This window comes from Oceanobacillus sp. FSL W7-1304, assembly GCF_037969805.1.
GTDB classification, from domain to species: Bacteria; Bacillota; Bacilli; order Bacillales; family Amphibacillaceae; genus Oceanobacillus; species Oceanobacillus profundus.
On record NZ_CP150211.1, the window covers coordinates 2648318 to 2671574 of the forward strand.

At 38.8% G+C, this 23257-nt stretch carries 23 protein-coding genes; 1 reads left to right on the forward strand and 22 read right to left on the reverse strand.

Annotated elements, in window-relative coordinates; translation table 11 throughout:
• Positions 1 to 190 precede the first annotated feature (190 nt).
• The 17 genes from mfd to metG form a co-directional block, all read right to left on the reverse strand.
• On the reverse strand, positions 191 to 3715 hold the full coding sequence (gene mfd, locus NYE61_RS13470; RefSeq protein ID WP_251659697.1) for a transcription-repair coupling factor: 3525 nt from the start codon (positions 3713 to 3715) through the stop codon (positions 191 to 193).
• Between the two features lie 78 nt (positions 3716 to 3793).
• Positions 3794 to 4024, reverse strand: coding sequence for an anti-sigma-F factor Fin family protein (locus NYE61_RS13475; RefSeq protein WP_118889286.1), 231 nt, complete (start codon positions 4022 to 4024; stop codon positions 3794 to 3796).
• 172 nt (positions 4025 to 4196) lie between these two features.
• Complete coding sequence (pth, locus tag NYE61_RS13480; protein ID WP_095314423.1) at positions 4197 to 4760, reverse strand: aminoacyl-tRNA hydrolase; 564 nt, start codon at positions 4758 to 4760, stop codon at positions 4197 to 4199.
• A gap of 154 nt (positions 4761 to 4914) precedes the next feature.
• The gene (locus NYE61_RS13485; RefSeq protein WP_095314425.1) at positions 4915 to 5550 is read right to left on the reverse strand and encodes a 50S ribosomal protein L25/general stress protein Ctc; all 636 of its coding nucleotides are present in this window, start codon (positions 5548 to 5550) and stop codon (positions 4915 to 4917) included.
• 191 nt (positions 5551 to 5741) lie between these two features.
• The gene (locus NYE61_RS13490; protein ID WP_095314427.1) at positions 5742 to 6695 is read right to left on the reverse strand and encodes a ribose-phosphate diphosphokinase; all 954 of its coding nucleotides are present in this window, start codon (positions 6693 to 6695) and stop codon (positions 5742 to 5744) included.
• Positions 6696 to 6710: 15 nt separating this feature from the next.
• Positions 6711 to 8090 carry a bifunctional UDP-N-acetylglucosamine diphosphorylase/glucosamine-1-phosphate N-acetyltransferase GlmU gene (glmU, locus tag NYE61_RS13495; RefSeq protein ID WP_118889288.1) on the reverse strand — a complete coding sequence of 460 codons (1380 nt, stop codon included), beginning with the start codon at positions 8088 to 8090 and terminating at the stop codon, positions 6711 to 6713.
• A gap of 322 nt (positions 8091 to 8412) precedes the next feature.
• Positions 8413 to 8703 carry a septation regulator SpoVG gene (spoVG, locus tag NYE61_RS13500; RefSeq protein WP_010648994.1) on the reverse strand — a complete coding sequence of 97 codons (291 nt, stop codon included), beginning with the start codon at positions 8701 to 8703 and terminating at the stop codon, positions 8413 to 8415.
• Between the two features lie 160 nt (positions 8704 to 8863).
• Positions 8864 to 9694, reverse strand: coding sequence for a pur operon repressor (purR, locus tag NYE61_RS13505; protein WP_118889289.1), 831 nt, complete (start codon positions 9692 to 9694; stop codon positions 8864 to 8866).
• A gap of 65 nt (positions 9695 to 9759) precedes the next feature.
• A complete protein-coding gene (ispE, locus tag NYE61_RS13510) occupies positions 9760 to 10614 on the reverse strand; it encodes a 4-(cytidine 5'-diphospho)-2-C-methyl-D-erythritol kinase (RefSeq protein WP_118889290.1) in 855 nt (284 codons plus the stop codon).
• A 190-nt stretch (positions 10615 to 10804) separates the two neighbouring features.
• Positions 10805 to 10984 (reverse strand): small, acid-soluble spore protein, alpha/beta type, encoded by a 180-nt coding sequence (locus NYE61_RS13515; protein WP_095314433.1) that lies wholly within the window; start codon positions 10982 to 10984, stop codon positions 10805 to 10807.
• 239 nt (positions 10985 to 11223) lie between these two features.
• The gene (locus tag NYE61_RS13520) at positions 11224 to 11490 is read right to left on the reverse strand and encodes a Veg family protein (protein WP_095313908.1); all 267 of its coding nucleotides are present in this window, start codon (positions 11488 to 11490) and stop codon (positions 11224 to 11226) included.
• A gap of 372 nt (positions 11491 to 11862) precedes the next feature.
• Positions 11863 to 12735, reverse strand: a complete 873-nt coding sequence (gene yabG / locus NYE61_RS13525; protein ID WP_118889291.1) for a sporulation peptidase YabG — start codon at positions 12733 to 12735, stop codon at positions 11863 to 11865.
• A gap of 256 nt (positions 12736 to 12991) precedes the next feature.
• On the reverse strand, positions 12992 to 13867 hold the full coding sequence (gene rsmA, locus NYE61_RS13530) for a 16S rRNA (adenine(1518)-N(6)/adenine(1519)-N(6))-dimethyltransferase RsmA (protein WP_118889292.1): 876 nt from the start codon (positions 13865 to 13867) through the stop codon (positions 12992 to 12994).
• Entirely contained in the window at positions 13860 to 14426 is a 567-nt protein-coding gene (gene rnmV / locus NYE61_RS13535) for a ribonuclease M5 (RefSeq protein ID WP_095313912.1), read from the reverse strand. Before rnmV ends, rsmA begins: the two co-directional genes overlap by 8 nt.
• A 218-nt stretch (positions 14427 to 14644) precedes the next feature.
• Positions 14645 to 15862, reverse strand: coding sequence for a G5 and 3D domain-containing protein (locus NYE61_RS13540; RefSeq protein WP_303450049.1), 1218 nt, complete (start codon positions 15860 to 15862; stop codon positions 14645 to 14647).
• A gap of 258 nt (positions 15863 to 16120) precedes the next feature.
• The gene (locus NYE61_RS13545) at positions 16121 to 16888 is read right to left on the reverse strand and encodes a TatD family hydrolase (protein ID WP_303450046.1); all 768 of its coding nucleotides are present in this window, start codon (positions 16886 to 16888) and stop codon (positions 16121 to 16123) included.
• A 216-nt stretch (positions 16889 to 17104) separates the two neighbouring features.
• A complete protein-coding gene (metG, locus tag NYE61_RS13550) occupies positions 17105 to 19123 on the reverse strand; it encodes a methionine--tRNA ligase (protein ID WP_303450043.1) in 2019 nt (672 codons plus the stop codon).
• A 410-nt stretch (positions 19124 to 19533) separates the two neighbouring features.
• Here metG and NYE61_RS13555 point away from each other — a divergent pair, with 410 nt between their 5' ends.
• The gene (locus tag NYE61_RS13555) at positions 19534 to 19809 is read left to right on the forward strand and encodes an AbrB/MazE/SpoVT family DNA-binding domain-containing protein (protein WP_095313918.1); all 276 of its coding nucleotides are present in this window, start codon (positions 19534 to 19536) and stop codon (positions 19807 to 19809) included.
• A 157-nt stretch (positions 19810 to 19966) separates the two neighbouring features.
• On the opposite strand, the gene rsmI is transcribed toward NYE61_RS13555, so the two are convergent.
• The 5 genes from rsmI to NYE61_RS13580 all read right to left on the reverse strand — a co-directional run bounded on the left by rsmI (position 19967) and on the right by NYE61_RS13580 (position 23252).
• Complete coding sequence (gene rsmI, locus NYE61_RS13560) at positions 19967 to 20842, reverse strand: 16S rRNA (cytidine(1402)-2'-O)-methyltransferase (protein WP_095313919.1); 876 nt, start codon at positions 20840 to 20842, stop codon at positions 19967 to 19969.
• A gap of 1 nt (position 20843) precedes the next feature.
• On the reverse strand, positions 20844 to 21110 hold the full coding sequence (locus NYE61_RS13565; protein ID WP_303450038.1) for a GIY-YIG nuclease family protein: 267 nt from the start codon (positions 21108 to 21110) through the stop codon (positions 20844 to 20846).
• Positions 21100 to 21843, reverse strand: coding sequence for a tRNA1(Val) (adenine(37)-N6)-methyltransferase (locus tag NYE61_RS13570; protein WP_118889295.1), 744 nt, complete (start codon positions 21841 to 21843; stop codon positions 21100 to 21102). Before NYE61_RS13570 ends, NYE61_RS13565 begins: the two co-directional genes overlap by 11 nt.
• Positions 21844 to 22065: 222 nt before the next feature.
• Complete coding sequence (gene yabA / locus NYE61_RS13575) at positions 22066 to 22413, reverse strand: DNA replication initiation control protein YabA (protein ID WP_095313925.1); 348 nt, start codon at positions 22411 to 22413, stop codon at positions 22066 to 22068.
• A gap of 14 nt (positions 22414 to 22427) precedes the next feature.
• Positions 22428 to 23252 carry a stage 0 sporulation family protein gene (locus NYE61_RS13580; protein ID WP_095313927.1) on the reverse strand — a complete coding sequence of 275 codons (825 nt, stop codon included), beginning with the start codon at positions 23250 to 23252 and terminating at the stop codon, positions 22428 to 22430.
• Positions 23253 to 23257 lie beyond the last annotated feature (5 nt).

Consider the following 23257-nt stretch of genomic DNA (forward strand, 5'->3'; position numbering starts at 1 on the left):
ACTTCGAGGCACAGGACGTGCTAGTGTCGGCGTCACAAAGGACGTTGCGACCTTAGCCGACCGCGGTCCTTTTTATCCTCCTTTTGAACACTCATTTAACGTGTAAAAATCACCAGGTGTGGTTTTAGTATAAATCATCCAAAAATAACTATACATTCCATGGAAAATATATTTTAGAAGAAGCGTATTTTTATTTATCCCGATTAACGCTGTTTAGTTTTTTGATAAATTCCTCAACTAAATCGTATCTGCTATGTTCTGTTTCACTCGTCCACTTAAAGGCAATTTTCAATTTATTGCTTTCTGTCCCTAAGCCGACATTACGCCCAAACGTATTCGCCACTTCAAATACCTTTGAACCGTCAATTTGCTGACTACGCGCATCATCGACAAGGATGACAATTTTTTTGTTCCGTTCTGTAATGGACTCGACACGTTCTCTTTTGGCATACATTTTTAGAGAAGACACTGTGAAAAGGTTGCTTACCTCTACTGGGTAATCGCCAAAACGGTCAATTAATTCATCCTTAAGCTCCGAAACATCTTCAGCAGAATCCATCGCTTGGAATTGCTTATAAATATTAATTTTCTGTTTCTCATCTTTAATATACCCATCTGGAATATAGGCATCAATCTGAAGTGCTAACTCAGGCTCAAACGGTGTAATATCCTCTATTTCCTTCCCAGCCTTCCGTGCATCAATAGCATCCTTAAGCATTTGTGAATACATATCAAACCCAACAGAATCAATGAATCCATGCTGCTGTGCACCAAGCAGGTTACCTGCTCCACGAATAGAAAGGTCACGCATTGCAATCTTGAATCCCGAACCAAGTTCTGTAAACTCCTTGATTGCCTGCAGGCGCTTTTCGGCAACTTCTGTCAGAACTTTATCCTTTTGATACGTAAAGTATGCATACGCAACACGATTCGAACGCCCAACACGTCCTCTTAATTGATACAACTGACTGAGCCCCATTCGGTCAGCATTACTGACAATTAGTGTATTAACATTCGGAATGTCTACACCCGTCTCAATAATCGTTGTACTGACAAGCACATCATATTCACCTTCTAAGAAACCAAAAATAACATTTTCAAGCTCTGTTTCATTCATCTGACCATGTGCAACTGCAATTCGGGCATCATCGACAAGCATCCCAATGTCACGAGCAACCTTGTCAATGTTTTCAACACGGTTATAGAGATAAAACACTTGCCCACCACGTGCCATCTCGCGTTCAATCGCCTCTCGAACAAAAAGCGGATTGTGCTCCATCACATAGGTTTGTATTGGGAAACGGTTTTCCGGTGGTGTTTCAATAACAGATAAATCTCGAACACCGAGCATCGACATATGCAATGTTCTTGGAATTGGGGTTGCTGTTAAAGTTAATACATCAACATTCGTTTTCAATTGCTTAATTTTCTCTTTATGCTTTACACCAAAACGCTGTTCCTCATCGACAATCAGTAAACCTAAATCACGATATTCAACATCCTTGGATAGAAGGCGATGTGTACCAATTACTACGTCGATAGTCCCTTGGCGTACTCCTTTTAACGTCTCTGTTTGTTGTTTTCTCGTACGGAATCTGCTTAAAAGTCCAATATTGATTGGATAATCCTGAAACCTCTCGCGAATCGTTTCAAAGTGTTGCTGTGCTAAAATTGTCGTTGGAACAAGTAACGCTACTTGCTTCCCATCAGCTACTGCTTTAAACGCCGCCCGGATTGCTACTTCTGTTTTTCCGTAACCAACATCTCCACAGAGGAGGCGATCCATTGGCTGCTGCCTTTCCATATCCTGTTTAATCTCCTCGATACAACGAAGCTGGTCATCTGTTTCTTGATACGGAAATGAGGCCTCAAATTCCCGCTGCATTTCGGTATCCTCGGAAAAGGCAAATCCCTTTTTCGCTTCTCGTTCTGCATACAGCTTGATTAAATCATCTGCAATATCTTCAACGGATGATTGGACTTTCCGCTTCACCTTTGTCCATTCGGTTCCGCCAAGTTTATACACTTTCGGTTCTTTACCTTCTGAGCCTACAAATTTCTGTACAAGATCGATTTGTTCAATTGGAACAAATAGCTTGTCATCTCCAGAATACTTGAGCAGCATATAATCTTTATGCAGATTATTTACCTCAAGTGTCTCAATCCCAAGGTATTTCCCTACCCCATGATTAGCATGAACGACATAGTCACCGACCTTAAGTTCCTGATAGCTTTTAATTCGTTCCGCATTGGAAATTTTTTGCTGCTTGCGTGTACGCTTAACGCGTTTTTTAAATAACTCATTTTCCGTGATAATAGATAGCTTATGCATCGGGAGTTCAATCCCGCTCGTAATATTTCCAATCGCTATCGTTGGCTGATCTACTGGCAACCTTAATTCAGATGCAATGCCCGCTTCAATATCATAATCTGCTAAAATTGAATGGATTTTTTCTGCTCGCTCTTCATTCGGAGCAAGAATCACAACCGAGAAATCACTCTTTTCCCATCGTTGCAGCTCTGTTTTAAATAAGTGCATTTGGCCATGAAATTCCTGCATTGCCCGCGACGATAAGTTAATAATATTTTGTGGCTGTGTATTTGGTATATGACGTAAAAATACAGACATATAGATTCGTTGCTGCTTCATCATCTCTAAAACTGTATCCCAATCTAGAGAAAACCTGCTGTTTCGCACCATTTGGCCTGACTCAAGCAAGCTGCTGTACCATTCGGCTTCTTCCATATCCAGATGTGTAGCTGTTTCTTGAATCCTGCTCATTTCATCTAATACGATTAGACCATCAGAATCGAGATAATCTAATAAACTAGCAGGGTTTTCATATAGAAAACCGATATATTTATACATTTCCTGAAAGCGCTCTAAATTCTTTAACCGGCTTATATCCTGTTCAATGACTTCGATGAGCTTTTCTTTTGCACTTGATGCTTTCATTTTTTTAAGCGTTGCCGCATATGCTTCCTCGAGTTTATTCGCTGATGCCAGCACATCTTCATCTGTTAGCAATAGTTCTGTGGCAGGCCCAATTGTAACGTTCTCTACCCGATCAAGCGATCGTTGTGTCTCTGCATCAAAATAACGAATAGAATCAATTTCCTCATCAAATAATTCAATGCGAATCGGGTGTTGTTCGGTAATTGGATAAATATCAATAATTCCACCGCGCCGACTGAATTCACCAGGTGTAGCAACCATAGAGGTTCGTTCATACCCCATATCGATAAGTGAGGACAAATACGAATCAATTGCAATATCTTCCCCAGTTACAAATCGGAGTTGATACTTACTCCAATAACTTTTAGGTGGCAAAATCCGTTTTAATGCCGCTACTGGTGTAATAAGAATGCCTGATTTCTTACGGGACCATGCTGTCAGCGCTTCAATACGCTGACTTCTCAATTCCGGACTGGATATCGATATCTCAGAAGCTATCAATTCATTGACCGGATATAAGTGTACATCATCTTCGCCCATAAACTCGGATAGGTCATCATATAGCTGTTGGGCCTGTACTAGTTGGTGTGTTACCAAAAGCACAGGCCTGTTAATCGATTGATCGATTACGGATACAAGCATGCTTCTTGCAGATCCCGAGAGACCCGCAATTAATTGCTCACGCATTCCACTGTCAATTCCATTAATAATCGACTGGATATCTTCTTTTGATTGTAAATAATAATTAATACCCTTCATTGTCAAACTCCTCTTAAACATGTATATATAAGCGCAAAAATGCCTTGGTCTACATAACCAAAGCTTTTGCTGCGTATGTTATTGTATAAAATAATCCAATTCATGATAATTTGGATGCTGTCCTAGAGCATGCTCACAGTTTTCACAAATCGTTTGTATTTGCATATTTCCATTCCCATCATAACGGATCATTTCTTCTAGCTCTTTCTTGTTTAATTGATCAAAACCCAACATTGTTGTGTCGACAACCTTCTGCTCTAGCCTTCCAACGGTTTGCCCACAATGTCTGCACCGATATATAATTGTCATAAGTTACCACCTCGAATAAACATTAAAATGCCTAAAGTCCGTATTCAAAAAGGAATGAAGTAATGCGAAGTGTCATTTTCACCGGACTTTTTGAACAACCTCTTAAAAGTTTATCCTGTTGGTCTTATTTTATACATGTGCTATAGGAAGCTAATTACTATAAGCTTATGTATCAATTATTATAATCATTCATTACTTCAACAAACGCTTTTCCTCCCAGCCATGACTCACAAGCATCTGCCGCATGCCCGATGCTACGCTCAACATCTTCCTTCTCTTCCTTTGGAAAGGAGCCTAGCACGTAATCCACTACTGGAACAGGCGATACAGGTCTGCCAACTCCAAGACGAATACGTTTAAATTCCTTTGTTCCTAAGTGAGCTATTGTTGATCTTACACCATTATGACCACCATGTCCTCCTTTTTGACGAAGGCGAATCTTCCCTGAAGGAAGGTCAAGGTCATCATAAATTACAAGAACATCTTCTAAATCAACATCATAATAATCCATTAGTGGACGAATAGATTCTCCAGAAAGATTCATATATGTCTGCGGTTGAAGGAGTATAAGCTTTTCACCAGAATAATTCTCCAGTGCATAATCGCCTTTAAATTTCGTTTTATCCAATTTCCAGTGATGACGATCCAATAATTCATCAATCACCATAAAACCAATATTATGACGCGTTTTTTCATATTTTTTACCAGGATTACCCAATCCTACAATACATTTCATCTTAACATCCTCCTAAAAGTGTATGTTCAAAAGGAGGATAAAAAGGACTTTTTGAACTTCCTCCTAAAGAGGGATTCAATACAACAACCCCTCCTACTAAGAATATACTACCAGATTCTTAAAGGAGGGTACATGTTGTTATTCCATATCGTTGTTATGCTTCTTCTGAATTATTCTGCTCTTTTCCAACTAATTCTGGTTCAGCAGATTCATCCGGAGCCTGTTCAATATCTTCCATCGTATCAGGTGCTACAATTGTAACAACTGTTGTTTCAGGATCTTCCAAAATCTCAAAGCTTCCTGTAACTTTTAAATCACCTACTGTTAATCCTTCTCCTAAACCAAGAGAGGAAACATCAACCGTGATTTCTTCCGGAATATCACTAGGCTTTGCACGTACCTGTGCTTCATATAACGGTTGCTGTAATACGCCTCCGTCTTTTGAGCCTTGCGCTTCTCCTTCTAATCGAATAGCTACAGCCACGTCCATTTCCTCCGCCATATTTACAACGTAGAAATCGACGTGAATTAACTGATCATTAATTGGATCCATTTGATATTCGTGTAGCATGACATCGACCGAGCTATCATTTTCGATATCAAGTGAAATAATTGCGTTTCTACCTTCATCACGAACAGTTTTCAATAACTCGATACTATCCACTGCTACATTCTTTGATTCTTTATTTTTCCCGTAGACTACTGCTGGAACTTGTCCGCTTAGTCTAATTTCTTTATTTGCTGATTTTTTAAGACTTTCCCGTTTCGCTGCTTTTAATTTTACTGCCATGTTCATCATCCTCCAATTTTTAATCCAGCTCCAGCTCCCAGCGACTAGCGAGACTTCTCTCACCTCAATAGGTCGCTACCCAGTCGCCTCCACCTTCGTTCATACTCTATTTCTAAACAAAATATGTGTAAATCACGGAGTTAAAAAACTGTTAGTACAATTAATTCCCGAAATTCGGTCAATCTAAACCATTAATCAAATAAGATACTTACAGATTGCAATTCATGCACACGTACGATTGCTTCTCCAATTAACGGTGCGACAGATAAAGCGGTAATTTTGTCACTATGCTTTTCTTCCGGAAGTGGAATACTATTCGTAATGACAAGCTCTTTGATCTGTGAATTATTAATACGCTCTATTGCAGGTCCAGATAATACAGGGTGTGTACAACAAGCATACACTTCTTTCGCTCCATTTTCTATTAAAGCGTTCGCAGCAAGTGTAATTGTTCCTGCAGTATCAATAATATCATCAATTAAAATAGCTGTTTTTCCTTCAATGTTCCCGATAATATTCATGATCTCAGCAACATTTGGACGTGGACGTCTTTTATCAATAATTCCAATTGGAGCTTTTAGACGATCTGCCATTTTACGTGCACGTGTAACTCCGCCATGATCCGGGGAAACAATAATCACATCTTCTAGTTCTTTCGCTTCAAAGTAATCTGATAAAATTGGAACACCTTGTAAATGATCAATTGGAATATCAAAGAAACCTTGAATTTGCGGTGCATGTAAGTCAAGCGTAATAACACGATTTGCACCTGCTGTTTCAATTAAGTCTGCAACCAATTTAGCTGCAATTGGTTCACGTGACCGTGCTTTACGGTCCTGCCTTGCATACCCATAATAAGGCATAACAATATTGATTGATTTTGCTGAAGCACGCTTTAGCGCATCAATCATGATTAACAGTTCCATAATGTGCTGATTAACGGGAGCGCAAGTGGATTGGATGACATATACGTCACACCCACGAACACTTTCTTCGATATTGATTTGCACTTCACCATCGCTGAATTTGGATACGGTACATTTTCCTAATGTCGTTCCAATATGGGCAGCAATATCCTGCGCTAATTTAGGGTTGGAGTTCAGCGACAATACTTTCAACGATGAATCCTTATAGCTAGATGCCATGAAATATAACCTCCGTTAATCTTTTTTTCTATTTTTTAAATTTGCTACGTAACCGTCTTTATTCGTTTGTCTTGCTCTTGCGATAGATAAGGCATCTTCTGGGACGTCATCTGTGATTGTAGATCCTGCGGCAACATAAGATCCTTTTCCTATCGTTACAGGTGCGATAAGGTTGGAGTTACAACCAATAAATGCGTCATCCTCAATTGTCGTCAAGAACTTGTTTGTTCCATCATAGTTTACTGTTATTGTACCACAACCAACGTTCACATTGCTTCCTACATTTGCATCACCAATATAACTTAGGTGCGAAACCTTGCTATTATCACCAAGTGATGTCTTTTTTATTTCTACGAAGTTACCTAGTTTTGCATCGTTTCCGATAGTTGAGTCTGGCCTTATATGTGCGAATGGGCCAATGTTAACACGATCTCCAATTCTGCTTTCGTTTGCTACACTGTGTTTAACAACCGTACTTTCTCCAATATAACAATTGTTAACCTCACTATTTGGTCCAATTTCTGCATTTGCTTTAATCGTCGTCGTTCCTTTTAAAACTGTTCCGGGGTGAATGATAGCGTCAGATTCAATCACAACATCTGGCTCAATGTATGTATTATCTGGGTCGATAATCGCGACACCGTTTCGCATATGCATTTCATTAATACGCTTTTTCATTGTCTTTTCTGCTTGTGCAAGTGCAACTCGATCATTAATCCCTAATGTTTCATCAAAATCTGGCGTTAAATAAGCGCTAATTTTCTGGCCTTTATTTCGCAGAATTTCGATGACATCCGGCAAATAATACTCACCTTGTGCATTATCATTGGAAACCTCTTGTAATGCAGCAAAAAGCGCCTCATTATCAAAACAGTAGGTTCCAGTATTGATTTCGTTAACAAGAAGCTCTGATTCAGTTGCGTCCTTGTGCTCGACAATTCGTTCTACTTCGCTTGATTCATTGCGAATAACCCTGCCATAACCTGCCGGATTTTCTGTCTTAGCTGTCAAAATTGTTGCGCTGGCACCTTGCTGTTCATGATAGGCGAATAATGCTTGGTAGGTCTCTCCCGTGATTAAAGGCGTGTCACCACAAGCAACAATAGTTGTACCTTGTTTTGTTTTAAGCAAATCCTCCGCTTGCAACACCGCATGGCCTGTACCTAACTGCTCTTCTTGTATAACAAATTCACTGACGTTCCCAATTTGCTCTTTTACCTGTTCAGCGCCAAAGCCAACAATAGTTATCATTTTATCTAAATGTACGGTATTTAACTGATCTATTACATGCTTTACCATCGGACGTCCAGCGACAGGGTGCAATACTTTATAAAGCTTTGATTTCATTCTCGTTCCTTGCCCTGCCGCCAGAATAACAGCATAACGATTATTCATAAGGTAACCTCCAGGTTTTCTAATTATCCATTTTAAAATATATCGTAAAAAACGTTTGATTTCAACAGGTTAGGGGGAGGAACTCATATGAAACAGAGCTATTCAACCTATGTTGATTTCACTAATTTGGTTTGTTTTGAATCAGGGGAGATGTTTTTTATATACGGAGAGCTTTTTTATATAAGGCGTATTCAGTCCTTCTGCCAATTGTAATAAAAAATATGACAGGTATATTTCGGAATATATTACCAGTTAGCTTACCACAAAGAAAAAAGGCTAACCTAGAACAGATTAGACCCCTTTTTAATATAGTCATGACGATTTAGGAAGCTCCCGCCTCTTCGTATTTAACTTCACTTTCTCCTGCCCGGCGATATTCTTCCAGCACCGCATCTTGAATTTTAGAACGAGTACCAGAGTTTATCGGGTGTGCAATATCGCGAAATTCCCCATCAGGAGTTCTTTTAGATGGCATTGCCACAAACAACCCGTTATTTCCATCAATGACACGGATATCGTGAACAACAAATTCCTGATCTAACGTGATAGATGCAATTGCTCGCATTCTGCCCTCTGTATTAACGCGGCGTAATCTAACGTCTGTTACTTCCATGATGTTTCACCACCTTTTCCCATTTGAACTTACTGTAACTAGTTCAACAAAAGAATTTAAAATCCTGCTTAAAATATAAAAAAAGTTAAATATTTTAAATATAGGATGTTTTTTTAGAAAAAGGTGGATTCATTCATAAATTGCCATCTTTCAATCGGGATCATTCAAAATTGGTGAGATCTTCCACAAAATTCCCTGCTTGAATTTCAATCGTATGATGTCGCATATCTACATTTGATATTTTAACAAGTGATGTGTAATGATCGACAATTCGTTCTTCTTCTTCGTCGTCTGCTTCTGCAAGTACACCAATCGCTTGAACATGGGCATCAAACTCAGATAACAGATTAATCATACCTGTAATTGTTCCGCCAGCTTTCATGAAGTCATCGATGATGCAAACATTTGCCCCTTCTTCCAGACTGCGTTTTGGTAAGACCATTGTTTGTATTTTCCTAGACGAACCAGATACATAGTTAATACTAACCGATGATCCTTCTGTCACCTTGGGGTCCCTTCTTGCAATGACTACTGGTACATTCAAGAAAGATGCAACAGCATATGCCAAAGGAATCCCTTTCGTTGCTACTGTTACAATCACATCAATATCCATTTTGGAAAACTTCGAAGCAAATACACGACCGATTTCTCTGACGGTCTGTGGGTCACCAAGTAAATCGCTCATGTAAAGGTATCCCCCTGGTAATATTCTGCTCGGGTCTTCTAATTTTTTTCGTAACTCCTCAATAAATTGCATATTATTTTCCTGCGAATATTCAGGGATATACTTCACCCCTCCACCAGCACCAGTGGATCGTTGCAGATATCCCATGCCTTGACTTTGAAAAACAGCATGTATTATATCTAAATCTTCACTAATAGAAGACTTCGTTGTATCACATAACCTTACAAAATAAGGTAATTGTATATGTTTCCGTGGGTTCTCCAGAAAGAAATCAGTCAAAACAACTAACCGGTTACTTCTTTTCATTTTCACACCTCAAAACCGTATATTTAATTAATAATATACCATTTTCATACGTTTTTTGGCAATATTTACCCTAATAATCGAACAAGGTAAACCTCGTCGCAAAATCCGCGCATTCCGTTATAGATTCGCTTTGCTTTACTTTGGTGCTCAACCAATCCGTAAATCGTAGGTCCACTCCCGCTCATTAAAACACCAGCAGCACCTGCTTGAATCATTGTTTCTTTAATACGTTCCACCTCTGGATGGAGCTTAAACGTAACAGATTCTAAGGAGTTGCCAATATGCCTGCAAAGGTTATTGAAATCCTGCTTTTCGATTGCATGCAGGATTTGATTTGTATTAGGATGGGTAAGTTTGTCCACGTTCACTTGGCCAAAAATTGTCTTCGTCGATACACCAATATCCGGCTTTGCTAATACTACCCAACAAGGGGGTGGAGAAGGTAGCTTTTCGATTTTTTCTCCATAACCTCGCGCAATTGCGGTGTTACCATAGATACAAAACGCCACATCCGCACCAATTGTAGAGCCAAGCTTTGCCAACTCATCGAGTGAGATGTCTAATGACCATAATCGATTGAGCCCTCTGAGTACTGCTGCCGCATCTGTACTCCCCCCGCCAAGACCTGCTGACACTGGTATATGTTTTTCCATATTAATATGGACACCTGTCTTAATTCCATAGGTATCTTTAAAAGCACGTGCGGCCTTATATGCCAAGTTCCGTTCATCATTTGGTACATACCTGCTTTCAAGAGCTATCACAATTTTATCCTCTTCCAAAGCATACAATTCAATGCGATCAGCTAAATCAATCGTCGTCATAATCATTTCTACATCATGATACCCATCCGTTCGTTTTCTTAATACATCAAGGGATAAATTAATTTTTGCAGGAGCTTTTTCCAATATTATTGTCATTAACGTCACCTACCTTGCCACGTACTAAAAAATATAAATAATTGTACCATATTAAAAAAGCATAGGCGACCAGATTGAAGTTAGGTCAAGTTTTGAAAGGCATGTGAAAGGGTGAAGATTGAGTGCAAATGGTTTTCACTTCCTAAAAAACGGTCGACTTTTTAACTAAATATGAAAAGAAGCAAACCCCTTAGGATTTGCCCCTTTGCATTTGCTGCTCGGCTATTTCAATTGCGCGTTTCACCATATTACCTGCATCACGCGCTTTAATGCCACCCCAGCCCTCTTGTTGGACAGTGTCGTAAAACCCTAACTCCTTAGCAATTTCTTCTTTCAACTGGTCTGACATCATTCCTCTACGTCTTCCCACGAAAGAACAGCCCCTTTCCATTTTAAGTTAGTTTACCCTTACGACATGCTTAGTTTATGTCTATATGCTAAATCAAAACGAGTAAGAAGTATGAAACAATGGAAAGTTACACCTTTTAGGACAAAAGCAGAAGTGCCTAATTAGTGGTGTACAGACTAGCCCGCACTTTGGAATTTTGGCAGCTAAAAACACCGATTAAATTTCACACTTTTTTCCAATAAAAAACAGCAGACAACTGTCTACTGTTCCATTAATAACGCTTTATTCCGTTCATCTAAAAATTTTAATTCTACCGTCTCTGTCAATATGTCTGCATAGCTGTATGAAACACGTTCGAATGCATTTTCGTCTTGGTCAAGCTCAACAATGAAGACTGAAGGATACGTCTCTGCAAGTACTCCCGATCGTATCACCGTTTTCCTTCTCCCTCCATTGGCTTTTAATTTCAACCGCTTTCCAACATGGCATTCAAGACCTTGCTTAATTTCGATTAATGTTTTAGCCACTACACTCCACCTCACTAGTTAATAGTGTAACATAAACTTGTCCGACAGTCAAACAAAACTTAATATTATATCAGTAAGTCTTTTTACCTGTCAACAATAATTTTTGTCTATTTCTTATATTATTTGCATATGTTAACAATTTATGTATAATTTTGCCGAAAATTTTTATCGAACTTTAGCATAAATTTAAATACACCATTTCGCGGTGCTAAATTCCTTTTGAATACTCACCCCTTACTATAAAAGCAGAAGCGTCCAGTTAGCGATGTACCGAGGTGAGAGAAGTCCCCTGCAGATTGAACGCTTCTTGGACGCGGATGGCATTACAGTATTTTTTTTAGTTATCTTTGTTTAGAAAGGACAGCAATATTCTTATTCCTCATCCTCACCATTTTCTAAATAAGGCAAACCTGTACGAAGTAGACCTCTCGTCTCCACTCCACCCATTCCTTTTTCCCCCGTCATCGTGTTGCGTAATGCATCCCATACGCTAACACTCTCCATAAATGGGGTATAGGCTATTTTAGCCGCAATATAAACAGGGTCTAATGCATGAATATTTACCCTTAATGGAGAGCTGGCATAATTGGCTCCAGCACGTATAAGTGATTCAAAATGTGATTGGCAAGCACCTGCAAAGATAACAAGCTGGTCTAAATTAGAGCTTTTCCTCCTTGCCTCTCGTACAGTTTCGGCAAAATATTTAGAATGACGATAGGCTCGTAAGTCATTTTTAAATCCTTTATTTTTTGAATAAGCATCATGCCCTGTAATAACGATAATATCCGGTCCTATTCTTTCTACTAAGCCGCCAATCTCATCCGGCATTTCTTTCTCATTTAAATGAACTCCATGCACCTGTAGCCCAATGCGCTGGTACAGGGAAATACATTTTCTTAAGTACATCGGGTCTCCATCTAAATGGAGGACCTTTGCAGGGAGCTGAAAAAATTTGGCATTATTCAAATAACCATCCGTTGAATGGTACATTCTTTTTTCCTTCATCAACTGATAATCCTGACGAAATAATCGATAGGAAAATTCTTCTTTCTCCTTTTCCTTCTGTTGCCGCCTTTCTACATCCTGACGCTTTGCTACAACAAGATCATGAAGTGGAGCATCTACCTCAAGTCGCATTTCTGCACCATGTAGAATTGCTGTGTTTTTATTTATTGCGGCTACACGGAATAGCAGGTCATGCTGATAGGAACTACGTGTAACAAGTTCTCCAATAGTTATGCCCATATATCCACCTCTTAGCCTTCGGTTATTCTATAGACTATGTGATGGCCTAGAAGCCTGTGCTTAGAAATATCAGGCATGGGCGTTCATGAAAATTTAAAAAGGAAGAATCCCTACATAAATACACTTCGTAAGGACCTGAGGAAATCTGGGGAGCTCGTGGACGTTAGAAAACAAAGATAAATGATAGAGAAGATTTAAATTTTTTTATTTGTCAAAAAAGCTATTGTCACAGCAATACAACAATAGCTTTTTTGCATTATTTATTTTTATAAAATGTATTCGAAAGTAAGGCAAACTCTTCCATATTAAGTGATTCACCCCGTCTGGAACCATCGATTCCAGTGGTATCTAAAATCGATGTAATTTCTTCTTTTGTAAATTGCTCTTTAAAAAAGCTAGTTAGGTTATTGCGCAATGTCTTTCTTCTTTGCGCAAAGCATGCTTGCACAAGCTCAAAAAAGAAATCTTCATCTACTACTTCAACCGGAGGCTTTTCCCTTATTACAAGCTGCAAAATACTCGAATCCACATTTGGCTGTGGCATAAACACGCTTTTCGGTACGGTCATAACAACTTTCGCCTCTGTGTAATACTGAACGGCAATGGTCAGTGATCCATAGCTCTTACTATTCGGCTTTGCAGCCATTCGTTCTGCAACCTCTTTTTGAATCATAACAGTCAAGCTTGTTACCGGTAATCTATCACGAACAAGCTTCATTAAAATCGGTGTCGTAATATAATAAGGCAGATTTGCAACAACATGAATTGGCTGATCTGGTTTGAAATGTGTACGAATAACAGTTTCCACATCCGCTTCTAAAATATCCTGATGAATAACTTCTACGTTGGAATAATCGTGAAGCGTATCCTTCAAGATTGGCAAGAGCCGCTGATCAATTTCGAAAGCTACAACCTTGTCTGAATGAATTGCCAGCTGTTCCGTTAACGCCCCCATCCCTGGTCCAATCTCAATTGCACCAGCTGCTTCATCAATCCCAGCATGTTTAATAATATTCTCTAATACATTGACATCTACCAAGAAGTTTTGTCCAAGACTCTTTTTAAAAGAGAACTTGTATTTATTTAAAATCTCTTTCGTTCTTGAAGGAGTTGCTATATATTTTTTAGACATCCTTTTCCTCCTGTTGGATCACTTTTATAGCTTGCTCAAATTGTGCTTTTGTTATTTGGAATTGTGTTAGTCGTTTCAGCAGCTGCTTTCCATTCGTATGCCCGATTTGCAAGAATTCACCAAGTTTCTCCCGTCGTATGCTTGCTTCCCGTCCACCAATCAAACCATGTTCAATTAAATCTGCTTTTTCAATCTCACTTTCGCGTATATCTGCTAATTCATATACCTTTTTTAGTGCATGCCGAATCGTTTCGATACTAGCATGTTCAATACCGAGACTTTTATTTTTCGGATGCTTGGCCCTTGCTTGATCTCTCGTAAGAAAAGCATGCTTACACCCTGGAACAGCTTGATCGACAATATGGCGGATACGCTCACCAGGATAATCTGGATCTGTAAAAATAATGACACCGCGCTTTTCTTTCGCATGTCTTATTCGAGCTAACGTCTCTTTATTAATAGCTGATCCATTCGTTTCTATTGTATCTGCGTCAACTGCTTGTTGAACTTTCGTTGTGTCGTCTCTTCCTTCAACAACAATAATTTCTTTTATTTTCAATCGATTTCCTCCACTGCTTTATCTTTATACGGTTCTAAAAATGTTAGATGACCGGAGTATTTTAAGCAAAAATACTGGACTTTTTAAGCACCTTCTATAATAAAATAATGCTCTTACCATTTTAGCATGATAAGAGCATTTTATTCTATCGTTTATAAAGTGAAACTTCACAGTAGAGATTACAACAAACCTTCATAGTATGATAAAAACGTATCTTATTAATTCAACACCTTAACTTGAACGGTTTTCACTCCCCATGAATAAGCATCAGATTTGGATGGTACATGGACATCGATGCGATTTCCTTTTATATTCCCGCCTGTATCACCTGCAATTGCTTCTCCATAGCCTTCAACCCATACCTTCGATCCAAGTGGAATTACATTCGGGTCCACAGCAATTACTTTCATATTCGGATTAGCTCCCAAATTAATTCCTGTAGCTGTTACACCTGAACATCCACCACATTCTGACGTAAATGCACTTGCTGTCACTGTTATTGTTTCCCCGTCTTGACTACTGTCCTTTGGTGTTTCATTAGCAAGTGTAACAAGATTTGACTCCTGGACTTCTTCCTTTGTACCAACTGCTACCACACGCGTAACACTTTCTTCTTTTACATCTTCACTAACTAATTCACGGCTTACTTCCTCACCGTTTTCCTTGGTTACTTTAAAACGCTTTGTAACCGTGCCTTCTTCACCTTCTGAAATAACCTTCTCTTCCCCTTTTAAAAGCGAGCTATCTTGACGTTCTTCTATGTCAAATGCGATGGTTTCTGTAACTTCTTCATCTTCGATAGCTACACGTACAATGGCAATCGTTTTCCCTTTGGTTACTTCTTCATCAAGCGCTGGGGTGATTCGATCATCCGAGTCTTTTTCATAGTCTACATCAGCTTCCTTTAGCAGATCGTTTACTGTTCCACCTGTTGTCCAGACCTTTTTCTTTTCGCCGCCGTCATTGATAGTTACCTGATATGCCTTCTCAACCTCGATATGTAAGCCATCTTCCGTTACCTCTGCTGGCTGATGAGATATTTCATCACGTTCTTGGAAAGATAAATCTTGTTCACTTAGGAAATCTTCAATTGTATCTGCAGTTGTATAATAAACCTGTTCTTTATCATCAATACTTACTGTAATTTGCTTTGCAGTCTTATACGTTATTTCCATTCCATCTTCAATGGATTCTGTCTCATCATGAGATAAGAAATCGTACGTTCCAACAGTTATTCCTAGTTCTTGAAGCAAGTCTCCAACTGTATTTGAGTTTGTGCTGATTGTTTGTATTTCTCCGTTGTCTGTCATTACTACTTCAGCTTTCGTTGCTTCCACTAGTACAAACACTGAAAATAAAACAAGTGCTAAAACACCAATACTTGAAATAACCAGCTTCTTTTTCGATGCCGGCAAAAGCTTATGAACTAATTCCATGTGCCTGCCCCCTTATTCCCAATTGATTATATAAACAGAGAGTGGCAAAGTCAAAGCCACTGGGGTTACGATTCATTTACAGTTATATTACGCATTTTTTATTTTCTATGGAATTGAGTCTACAAAAACAAACTTAACCTTGATAAATCAATGTTATTCTATGTTACATAATTGAAATAAAAAGGAGACTGCTAGCGTTATCAGTCTCCTTTTTCCTTCCATATTTAGGGCGTATTGTTACATAAAATTACTGTTATTTTACTTCACATCAAATAAATTACATGCATTTCGGGTTGTAGCTTCACCAATTTCTTCAATGCTCATTCCTCTTAATTCAGCAATTTTTTCCGCTACTAATTTTACATACGCCGGCTCATTACGCTTCCCGCGATTTGGGTGTGGTGCAAGATAAGGTGCATCTGTCTCAATTAATAATCTGTCTAGCGGTACCTGCTTTGCAACCTCTTTCGGTAATGGTGCATTTTTAAACGTAACAGGGCCGCCAAGTGAAATATAGAAATTCATGTCCAGACATGCTTGGACATAATCTATGGAATCATTATAGCAATGCATGATTCCTCCAACTTCCTTCGCATCTTCTTCTTGTAAAACCTCGATAATATCTTCTGTTGCCTCACGGTTATGGATAATAATTGGCATCTTTACCTTTTTAGCTAAATGGATTTGCTTTCGGAATACTTCCTTTTGTACGTCCTTCGGGGATTTATCCCAATGATAATCCAGCCCCATTTCACCAATGGCTACAACCTTTGGATGGGCCGATAATTCCTCAATCCAAGCAAGATCTCCCTCTGTCATATCAATCGCATCGACTGGATGCCAGCCAACAGCTGCATAAATATTTTCATTCTGTTCTGCAATTTTGATTGCAAGTGGAATCGTTTCTCGGTCAAATCCAACAACAACCATTCGCGTAACACCTGCATCTAACGCCCGACTGATTGTTTCTGGCAGGTCTTCTGCAAATTGTCTTGCATTTAAGTGGACATGTGTATCAAATAGCATATTTTTCATCCTTTTCATTTGTAAATTGTTAAGCTTAGAGTTAGTGCGCTGGCTCGGACTGTCACTCCTCCTGGCTACTATTGTGAACTTCAATAATTATAATGTAAACTTCAGCATTTTTCCTTTAATCATCAGCATTCCCCTAAAAAAGTGCTCCAATTTGATCATCTAATTGCAAATACCCTGCTAAGAAATCAGCAGGGTATTTATTAATCGTTATGCAATTTCAGATCCATTTGGAGCATTAACTGGTGCTTCAATCACTTGTAATTGACCATCATGCTCAGCAGAAAGAATCATACCTTGACTAATTTCTCCGCGCATTTTTCGTGGTTTTAGGTTCGCTACAATAACTACCTTCTTCCCAATCAAATCTTCTGGGTTTGGATAGAATTCAGCGATCCCTGATAAAATTTGGCGATGTGCCTTGTCGCCAGCATCGAGGCGGAATTTTAGCAGCTTATCAGCACCTTCCACTTTGCTGCAATCAATCACCTCAGCTACCTTTAATTCGACTTTATCAAAATCATCGTATTTAATTTGCTTATCCTTCGTTGAAACAAGTTCTGTTTCCGTTGGGTCCCAATCACTAGCTTCTTCCTCTTCCAGCTTAGTTCCACCAGCCATTTGTTCACGAATATAACCAGCTTCCTCATCGATATCCAAACGCGGGAAGATTGGTGTCCCTTTCGCTATAACTTTCGTATTTCCTGGGAAATGACCGAAATGAACAGTTGCAAAATCACCTGCAGCATCATCATGGATACCTAGTTGCGCAAATATTTCCTTCGGCGCATGCGTCAGGAATGGCTGTAAAAGAATTGCAGAAACACGTAAGCTTTCAGCTAAATGAGCCATAACACTAGAAAGTTCTGACTGCTTATCTGCTTCCTTAGCAAGCTTCCAAGGCTCTGTTTCATCGATATACTTGTTCGCACGGGAAATCAATGTCCAAACATGGCTTAGGGCACTACTAAATTGCATGTTCTCCATTTCTTCTTGATAATCAGCAATTGTTTTTTCTGCTGTAGCCTTCAAATCTTCATCAAAAGTTGTGACATTTCCATCGAGTGCAGGAACTTCGCCGTCAAAATATTTGTTAATCATCGCTACCGTACGATTTAATAGGTTCCCTAAGTCATTCGCTAAATCATAATTAACTCGCGAAACAAAATCCTCTGGTGTAAAGATGCCATCACTTCCAAATGCCACTTCACGCATTAGGTAATAGCGCAGAGCATCTAAACCATAGCGCTCCACAAGCATTTCTGGATAAACAACATTTCCTTTTGATTTCGACATTTTGCCGTCTTTCATTAGTAACCAGCCATGGCCAAAGATTTTCTTTGGTAATGGTAAGTCAAGTGCCATTAACATAATTGGCCAATAAATTGTGTGGAAACGAACGATTTCTTTTCCAACCATATGCACATCTGCTGGCCAATATTTATTAAATAGGCTTTGATTATCTGTTCCGTAGCCTAATGCCGTTATATAGTTAGATAAGGCATCAATCCATACATAGACAACATGCTTCGGATTGCTCGGTACTTTCACTCCCCAAGAGAAAACGGTACGCGATACCGCTAAATCCTCTAATCCTGGTTTAATAAAGTTGTTAATCATCTCATTTTTACGAGATTCCGGTTGAATAAAGTCTGCATGTGTATTGTAATAATCCAGCAGGCGATCCGCATACTTACTCATTCTAAAGAAATACGATTCCTCTTTAATCAATTCCACCGGATGCCCGCTATCTGGTGATTTTCCAGCAATAACATTTCCGGCATCATCACGCTCTACATCGACTAATTGTGTTTCCGTATAGAACGTTTCGTCTGGAATCGAATACCAGCCTTCATATTCATCTAAATAAATATCTCCTTGTTCTAAAAAGCGTTCAAAAATATCGGCAACTACCTGTTTATGTGTCTGATCCGTTGTGCGGATAAATTTATCATTGCTTATATCAAGCAGTTTCCATAACTCCTGCATGCTCTCAGCCATACCATCAACATATTCCTGTGGCGTAATGCCTAACTCATTCGCTTTGTTTTCAATTTTTTGCCCATGTTCATCACTACCTGTTAGGTAGAAAACGTCAAACCCTGTCATTCTCTTATAACGTGCCATCACATCGCAAGCAATCGTTGAGTAGGCATTCCCAATATGTAACTTTCCGCTCGGGTAATAAATTGGGGTCGTTATATAAAAAGTCTTTCTATCCTGTGACATGCATTTACCTCCTAGGTCCAAACCAAATTATTTTATAAAATCTATTGTAGCTATTATAACGCAATTTGCCAAATGCTGTGTAATAGAACAAAAGTATATAACGTCTCATAAGTTGAAGATAGTCTCGCTAAGCCTCGGGCGCTTAAGCTAGTTAAAAAAAGCAACTTCGTATGTATTTATTATTATAGTTAACCAACATATTAAACCGATTATTTAGATAAATAAATTTTCCCACTAATACTAAAATTTGTTGACAGAATAATCAATAGTTGATATCCTAATGCTAATATAGGTGTCGAAATATGGCGTTTTTTTGTTCCAAAGAAAAAAATTAAGGCAAAAAGCACAAATATCTTCTTTCTGAGAAGAATTTTTTCGTGTTTTTTCCCAAACCTTGGGGGAGGAAAATAATGAAATCTACTGGTATTGTACGTAAAGTTGATGAACTAGGGCGAATAGTCATACCTATTGAACTTCGACGCACACTAGATATCCATGAAAAAGATACAATGGAAATTTACGTAGACAATGATAAAATTGTCCTTAAGAAATATAAGCCAAATATGACTTGCCAAATTACAGGCGAAATTTCGGACGATAATCTGTCTCTAGCTCATGGAAAGCTTGTCGTTAGCCCAGAAGGCGCACACGCACTTTTAGAAGAAATTCAATCGCGCTTAAAATAGTTGGCGCAAGTCTCCAAACCAGGAATAAACTAAAACTACAATCACAAAGAGAGCTGACGCTTGTTGATAGCACGTCAACTCTCTTTTTTAGTGGATGAAGTAAAAATTCATTAATTTTATTTATAATCTTGAAATATCCTTTCACCTTTCAACTTGCTCATCCAATATGATACATCTGGTAAACATCGCGTTTTGGAATATTTCGATCAACCGCCACTTGCTTGATTGCATCCTTACTCGAAAATCCTTTTTCTTCAATATAATGATTAACATGCGCAACAACAGATAATGATTCCCACCATAAGTTATCGGCTTCTTCCTCTGCAGCAAGGGTTGACCCTTCGACGACGAGCACAAATTCACCGCGCATTTCCTGACTTTCAGCCCACTCAATTAATTCCTCCACAGTTCCCCGAACAAATTCTTCAAATCGTTTCGTCAATTCACGGGCAATTGCGATATTCCGATTTCCAAGCTGTTCATGAATTATCTTTAACGTATCCTTTATTCGATATGGAGACTCATAAAAGAGCAATGTTGCTTTCAACCGTTTTAAACGATCCAACTCAGACGCTTTATCCTTCTTCTTTCTTGGTAAAAATCCATAAAAATAAAATTCATCTGTTGGTAAACCAGAACCAATTAAGCCGCATAATGCAGCATTTGCACCTGGCAGGACGACGACGTTTTGATTTTCTTCAATTACAGCTTGAACAATTTCAACCCCAGGATCCGAAATCGTCGGCATTCCGGCATCACTTACAATAGCGATTGATTCGCCACGCTTGATTTTTTCCAATAGCTGCTCTTCCCTAGCTACTTTATTATGTTCATGATAACTAATCAAAGGCGTTGTAAGCTCAAAATGATTTAGAAGCTTTTTTGTATTTCTTGTATCTTCGGCTGCAATTAAACTAACAGATTCTAGAATTTTCAGCGCGCGATAGGTAATATCCTCAAGGTTACCAATCGGTGTTGGAACAACGTATAAAACGCCTGCTTTTTCATCGTCAAAGCTCTTTTGAATGTTCATATTACAACGTCTCCTTCTGCTTTTCCTGAATCAGCAGCTTTTTTTCATTTCGTGAAAGCTGTTTAATCCGATATTCCTGTTGCATCGCTGCTTCCTTCGTCAAAAAACGTTCCACAAATACAACTTGAAAAGGCCCTCTTCCACGTGTATATTTCGCACCTTTACCAGTTTCATGCATGTTTAAGCGACGCTCTAAATTATTTGTATATCCTGTATAAAGTGAACCATCCTTGCATCGAAGAATGTAGACAACATGTTCACATACCATAAATAATTTCCTCTGCTTCCTTGGTATACGTACCGTCCTCTTCATAGATATATAATGGCGGCAGGATTTTCAAGTCTGCTTTCCCATCCCGGACACCTTCAATTAAAAGCATATTTGCTTCCCTTTCCCGCTTCGGATATACAAGCTGCATACGCTTTGGTTCTAATTTATACTTTCTAAAAAGCTCTATTATATCAACGAGTCTCCCTGGTCGATGGACCATCGCGACTTTACCGCCTGGTCGAACATGTAATTTACAAGCTTTTACAACATCTTCTAACGTACAAAATACTTCATGCCGAGCAATCGTCAAAAATTCATTATGATTATGTTCTGTACGGGAAGGTGTTTTAAAATATGGAGGATTACACGTAACGACATCAAAACTGCTCTGTCCGAGTATCGGCTGCATTTCCTTTAAATCGCCTTGTAGCATCATTAACTGATTGGAAAGTTTATTTAACTCCACATTCCTTTCTGCCATATGAAAAATCCGCTCTTGAATTTCTACACCTGTTATTTCAGCGTTTGTTCTTTTTGATAGGAGCAGGGGAATGACACCATTGCCGGTGCATAAATCCAATATTTTCCCTCGCTTTACGGGCACATAGGCAAAATGAGCAAGTAATACTGCATCCAGGGAAAAGGCAAAAGCTGTTGGGCTTTGGATAATTTGCATCTGCTCATCATTTAACAAATAATCCATACGTTCGTCATTAAATAATTGTACCATGGTTAACTCCTTACTATTTAACGTTGTTCAAAAAACTGTCTAATGAAAAGAAAGCTGCCTCGGACATATATCGAGACAGCAGTAATAGCCTTCATTTAAAAAACGTGGCATCCGTTAAAGAGATCCTTAGATGGTCGTTCTTTGCTTTCTAAGGATCCCTTCTAAGTTGGAGTTCGTGTCTCCCTATGCGAATACCTTCGTTGCACGTATGCAAAAAAGCTTTTATTTTGTTTTCTCAAAAAAGTCAAGGCAGAAAATACAGTCTTCATCTCTCCTTGGGCTTCCAAATTCCAGATTACATATATGAAAACCTTCTTCATATAATCTAGCAAGATTATCATACCCTTCACCAGGGAAGCTACCTTTGGAAGTTTTCTTATCTGACGCTTCATCCGCAGCTTCCTTTTGATGATCGAGATGATTACGCAAATTGTGATTTTCTACAGCTAATCGATGATTTTCCTCGAGCAACTCACTTAATCGCCCCTTTAAATCACCAAGCTGTTCATACAGTTCACCAATTTGCTTTTCCATATCCGAAACCTGGTCAAAAATTTCTCTGTTCCTCACGCCCACTCACCTCATCATTCTGTGGCTTGCGCTAAAATTCCTTCATCTATTAATTCATCTAAAGTATATTCAACAACGCGTTCTTTTTCCGGAATTTCGATTTGGATGAGCCGCTCAAGTATATTGAGACCAACTACTTTTCCTTTTCCATATGGCGTTACAATTGCTTCGCCAATATCCGGCAAATCACGCTTTGCAGTTTCATACGTATCATTTTCATATTTTAAACAGCACATGAGTCTACCGCATAACCCAGATATTTTAGCAGGATTAAGGGAAAGATTTTGATCCTTCGCCATTTTTATTGATACTGGCTCGAAATCCCCTAAAAACGTTGAACAACAAAGCATTCTGCCACAAGGTCCAATACCACCAAGCATTTTCGCTTCATCGCGCACACCAATTTGGCGTAGTTCAATTCTCGTTTTAAACATGGAGGCCAAATCCTTCACTAAGTTCCGGAAGTCGACCCTGCCATCTGCTGTAAAATAAAAAATAATTTTATTGCGATCAAATGTGTACTCTACTTCAACCAGATTCATATCAAGCTTATGCTGCTCAATCTTATCTGAACATATATGAAATGCTTTGTCCGCTTGCTCTTGATTTTCTAAAACGGATAGCTTATCTTTCTCGTCAGCAATACGGATTACTTTTTTCAATGGGAGGACAACATCTTCTTCATCAACATGTTTATTCGTAATAACTACCTTCCCAAATTCAATCCCTCGTATTGTCTCTACTATAACATAACTATCCAAGGAAATCGTATCTGTTCCTGGATCAAAATAATATATTTTACCCGCTTTTTTAAAACGGACACCAATAACTTCAATCATTACAT